2 protein-coding genes are annotated in these 4,335 nt (G+C 77.4%); both read right to left on the bottom strand.

What is annotated here, in order from left to right; genetic code table 11:
- Nucleotides 1–44 precede the first annotated feature (44 nt).
- Nucleotides 45–2,051 (bottom strand): methyl-accepting chemotaxis protein, encoded by a 2,007-nt coding sequence (locus E2C05_RS35290; protein ID WP_205083169.1) that lies wholly within the window; start codon nt 2,049–2,051, stop codon nt 45–47.
- 569 nt (nt 2,052–2,620) lie between these two features.
- Nucleotides 2,621–4,135, bottom strand: a complete 1,515-nt coding sequence (locus E2C05_RS29235; protein ID WP_133223144.1) for an MFS transporter — start codon at nt 4,133–4,135, stop codon at nt 2,621–2,623.
- Nucleotides 4,136–4,335: the final 200 nt, after the last annotated feature.

Below are 4,335 nucleotides of genomic sequence, written 5' to 3'. Positions count from 1 at the left end.
GCGCCGGCGCCGCCCCGACGGCCCCCCGCCGGCCACCGTCCGGGTCAGGCCGCCCGGGCCGGCCCCGCCCCGGCGATCGCCGCCAGGGCGCGGTCGATCCGGGTCAGCGCCGGCTCCGACTGCCGGAAGCACAGCCCGAGCTCACCCGGCGTGGCGCGCACCACCCGGGCACGGACCGGCGGCCCTTCCCCTGGCAGCATCACATCCACCTCCGCCCCGGGCGGGGCCTGCAGGGCGCAGTCCCGCAGCGCCACCCCGCCGCGGGAGATGTCGGCGATGCGCGCCGCCACCGCCGCCTCGGCGCCAGGCCGGGCGACGCGCGCCAGCGCGCCGCCACCCGGGATGCGTTCCCATTGCCGGCGCTCGGCCGGCTCGCTGCGCCGCATGCCGGCGAGGAACTCATCCACCTCGGCCCGCAGCGTGCCGGCCACCTCGTTGATCGCCTCGGACGCTTCCCGCACCCGCTGGCCGGATCCCGCGGCCGCCTCGGCCAGCGCCGCCACGTCGCGCATGCGCGCCGTCGTGCCCTCCGTCGCCACCGCGGTGGCGGCCACTTGGCGGGCGATCTCGCCGGTCGCGGCGCCCTGCTCCTCCACCGCGCCGGCGATCGCCACGGCGATGTCGCGGATCCGGTCGATGCCGGCGGTCATGTCGCCCACCGCCGCCACCGCCGTGCCGGTGGCCCCCTGGATGGCGGCGATCTGCCGGCCGATGGCCTCGGTCGCCTTGGCGGTCTGCCCGGCCAGGGCCTTCACCTCGCTGGCCACCACTGCGAAGCCCTTGCCCGCCTCGCCGGCGCGCGCCGCCTCGATCGCCGCATTCAGCGCCAGCAGGTTGGTCTGCCTGGCGATGTCGCCGATCAGCCGCACCACCTCGCCGATCTCGGCGGCGGCGGCGGACAGGCCATGCACCGTCTCGTCGGTGGCGCGGGCGCGCGCCACCGCCTGTTCGGCGGCGCCAGCAGCCTCCGCCACGCGGCGGGCGATCTCGGCGGCGCTCGCGGTCAGCTGCTCCGTCGCCGCGGCGACGGCGGCCAGGTTGCGGGCGCTGTCCTGCGCCGTCTCAGCCGTGCCGGCGGTCTCGGCCCGGGTCTGCGCCGCCGCCTGCACCACCTGCCCGGCCACGCCGCGCATGGCGCCGGCCGAGTCGGTGAGGGAATGCAGCACGGCCGAGACGGTGGTGCCGAAATCCTGGGTATGGCGGTCCATGGCGGCGACCCGGCGTTCCCGCGCCTGCTGCTCGTCCGCCGCAGCGGCGGCCAGGCGGCGCCTCTCCAGCCCCTCGGCGCGGAAGGCCTCCAGCGCCCGGGCCAGGTCGCCCAGCTCGTCCCGCCTTCCGGCGCAGGGGGCGGGGATGTCCAGGTTGCCGCCCGCCATGGCGGTGGTCGCGCCGGTCACCGCCCGCAGCGGCCGGACGATGCCGCGCGCCACCCACCAGCCGAGCAGGCCGACCAGCAGCGCGGCGCCGGCCAGCGCCAGCCCCTCCCGCAGCGCGAGGGCGCGGATCTCCGCCCGCAGGTCGTCCACATAGACGCCGGTGCCGAGGACCCAGCCCCAGGGCGCGAAGCCGGCGACCCAGGACAGCTTGGCGGCCGGCGGGTCGCCCGCCGCGGCACCCGGGCGCGGCCACTGGTAGCGGACGGTGCCGGCGCCGTCGCGCCGCACCGTCTCGACGAAGCGGACGAAGAGGCGGATGCCGTCCGGGTCCTTCACCTCCGACAGGTCGCGGCCTTCCAGCGCCGGCTGGAAGGGGTGCATGACCATGCGCGGCGCCATGTCGTTGATCCAGACATAGTCCTGGCCGCGGTAGCGCAGCGCCCGGATCGCCGCCGCCGCCGCCTGCTGGGCCGCGGCGCGGTCCATGCGGCCGGCGCGCTCCTCCGCCTCGAACCGGGCGGCGGTGGCCAGGGCGGTGTCGACCACCGCTTGCAACAGGGCGACGCGGTCGCGTTGTAGGATGCCCGCGGCATGCCAGGTGCCCGCCGCCATCAGGACCATGAGGCCGAGCACGGCGATGCCGGTGATGGCGTGGACGCGATGGGAGATGGTCATGCGGAACGGCATGGTTGTAGGTCCGGGATGATCGCGATTCCGTGATCACGCCGCCTGCTTACGCCTTTCTTAAGGATCGTCCCGGCGGGTGCCTCTCGATGGATTGCGGAGCGCCCTGCCCATGGCCTCGCGCCGAGGCGTGCACGGGGCGATTCCGGCGTGGCGTCCGCGCGCCCCGGATGGTCGTGCCTGCCCGTTGCCAGCGCGCCTCATGCCGACGGTCATCGGGCATGGCCGGTCCGATCGCCCGGACGCCCTCGGGTGCCGGGCAGCCCCGGGGGACATGGATCCGGGGCCCCGGCTCGCCGCAAGGCGGGTTCGCATCGATGCCGCGCGCCGACGCGGGGGGGGCGTCCCGTCCCGGCGGGCACCGTTCGGCGCTTCGGCCGGCCGCACCGGCCGCGCGCCGCCCCGTCATGCCAGCGGCAGGCATGGTCCATTCATGCCGAGCGCCCGGACGGGCGCCGCGGCTCATCCCGCGCCGCCGGGGCCTGCGGCGCAAGCCGCCCGGCGATGGAGGGACCGTCGACCGGTCACGATCAACGGCCGTCAGCGTTTGGCCGTTGGGATCAGATCCGCCGGACCGGCACGCGCCAGGCGAGCCAGCAGGCCGCCAGGGCCAGCACCGCCGCCCCGCCGAAGGCGGCGCGGAAGGCCTCGGTCAGGCCGGATCTCAGCGCCGCGCGCTCGGCCTCGCCCAGCATCGGCAGCAGCCGCGGCCCCTCCCGCACCAGGCGGGCAAAGAGCGACGCTACCACGGGGTCGCCGGCCGCCAGGGTGCCGAAGATCAGCGCCCCCAGCAGCGTCGCGGCGATGGCGGCGCCCAGCGTGCGGGAGAACTGCACCGACCCCGCCGCGGCCCCCAGCCGCGCCGGGCCGGCCGCCACCTGCACCGTGATCTGCGAGACCGGGTAGGAACAGCCCATCCCGCCGGAGACCAGCGCCAGCAGCAGGCCGAGCCAAAGGGTGGGCAGCACCGGCGCCAGCCAGGCCACCGCCAGCAGCGACGCGGCGGCAAGGCCGAGCCCCACGCCGGCGATCGGCATGCCGAGGCCGGTCGAGGTCATCAGCCGCCCCGCGGTCAGCCCGCCGATGCCCCCGCCGAGGGAGAGCGGCAGCAGCATCAGCCCGGCCTCTGCCGGCGTCAGGCCGCGCACGCTCTGCAGCCAGATCGGCAGGAAGGTGATCAGGCCGACCAGCGCGCCATGGGCGCAGCCGGTCAGCAGGTTGCTCCGCAGGATGGTCGGCTCGGACAGCAGCGGCAGGGGCAGAAGCGGGTCGCGCGCCCGCCTTTCCTGCCGCAGCAGCAGGACCAGGGCGAGGGCGGCGACGGCCGCCAGCGCCAGCGCCCCCGGCAGGGCGGCGGGGGACAGGCGCTGCAGCGCCTGCAGCGCCAGCAGCGCCGGGGTGACGAAGCCGGCGAACAGCAGCACGCCCAGCAGGTCCAGCCGGAACCCGCCGCCGCTGCCCGGTCGCGCCGGGATCCGCAGCGCCAGGGCGAAGGCGAAGGTGCTGGCCGGCAGCATCGCCCAGAACACCGCCCGCCAGCCGAAGCCGCCGGTCAGCCAGCCGCCCAGCAGCGGGCCGAGGCAGGAGGCGGTGGTGAAGCAGGCGACGATCCAGGCCTGGAAGCGGCCGCGCTCCCGCGGCGGCACCGCCTCGGCGATCAGGGCCATGCTCAGCGTCGCCAGGCCGCCGGCGCCGAAGCCCTGCAGCACGCGTCCCAGCAGCAGCCAGCCGAAGGCCGGCGCGCCGGCGGATACCGCGGCGCCGGCGGCCTGGACCAGCAGGGCGGCCAGCAGCAGGCGGCGGCGGCCGAAGGCATCGCCCAGCCGGCCGAAGACCGGGGCGGCGATGGTCGCCGCGATCAGCCAGGCGACCACCACCCAGGCGATGCGGTCCACCACGCCCAGGCTGCCGGCGATGGCCGGCAGGGCGGTGGCGACGATGGTCTGGTCGATGGCGGCCAGGATGATGGCCGGGGCGACGCCGGGGAAGCTGCGGAAGAAGGCGGCGCGCAGCGCGGCCGGGGTCATGCTGGCCGCGGGCAGCGCCGGGTCCGGGGCGGTGTCGCGCGCGGTCATGGACGGGGCAGGGGAGGGCAAAGGCGCCGGCTTGGCAAGCCGCCGAGGGTCCCGTTGGCGCGAGGCATGGCGCGCAGCGGCAACCCCGCCGGCCACCGCCCCGCCGGCGGCGACGGGCGCCGATCCCCCGGCGGGACCGCCCGCGCCGGCCGGAGCCGGGCCTGGCGTTCGCGGGCTGTCACCACGGACCGCGCCCGGTG

The sequence above is a fragment of the Paracraurococcus ruber genome, assembly GCF_004353985.1.
Lineage (GTDB): Bacteria > Pseudomonadota > Alphaproteobacteria > Acetobacterales > Acetobacteraceae > Paracraurococcus > Paracraurococcus ruber.
The sequence above is the reverse complement of the archived record's forward strand: the minus strand, read 5'-3'. Positions and strand labels throughout refer to the sequence as shown.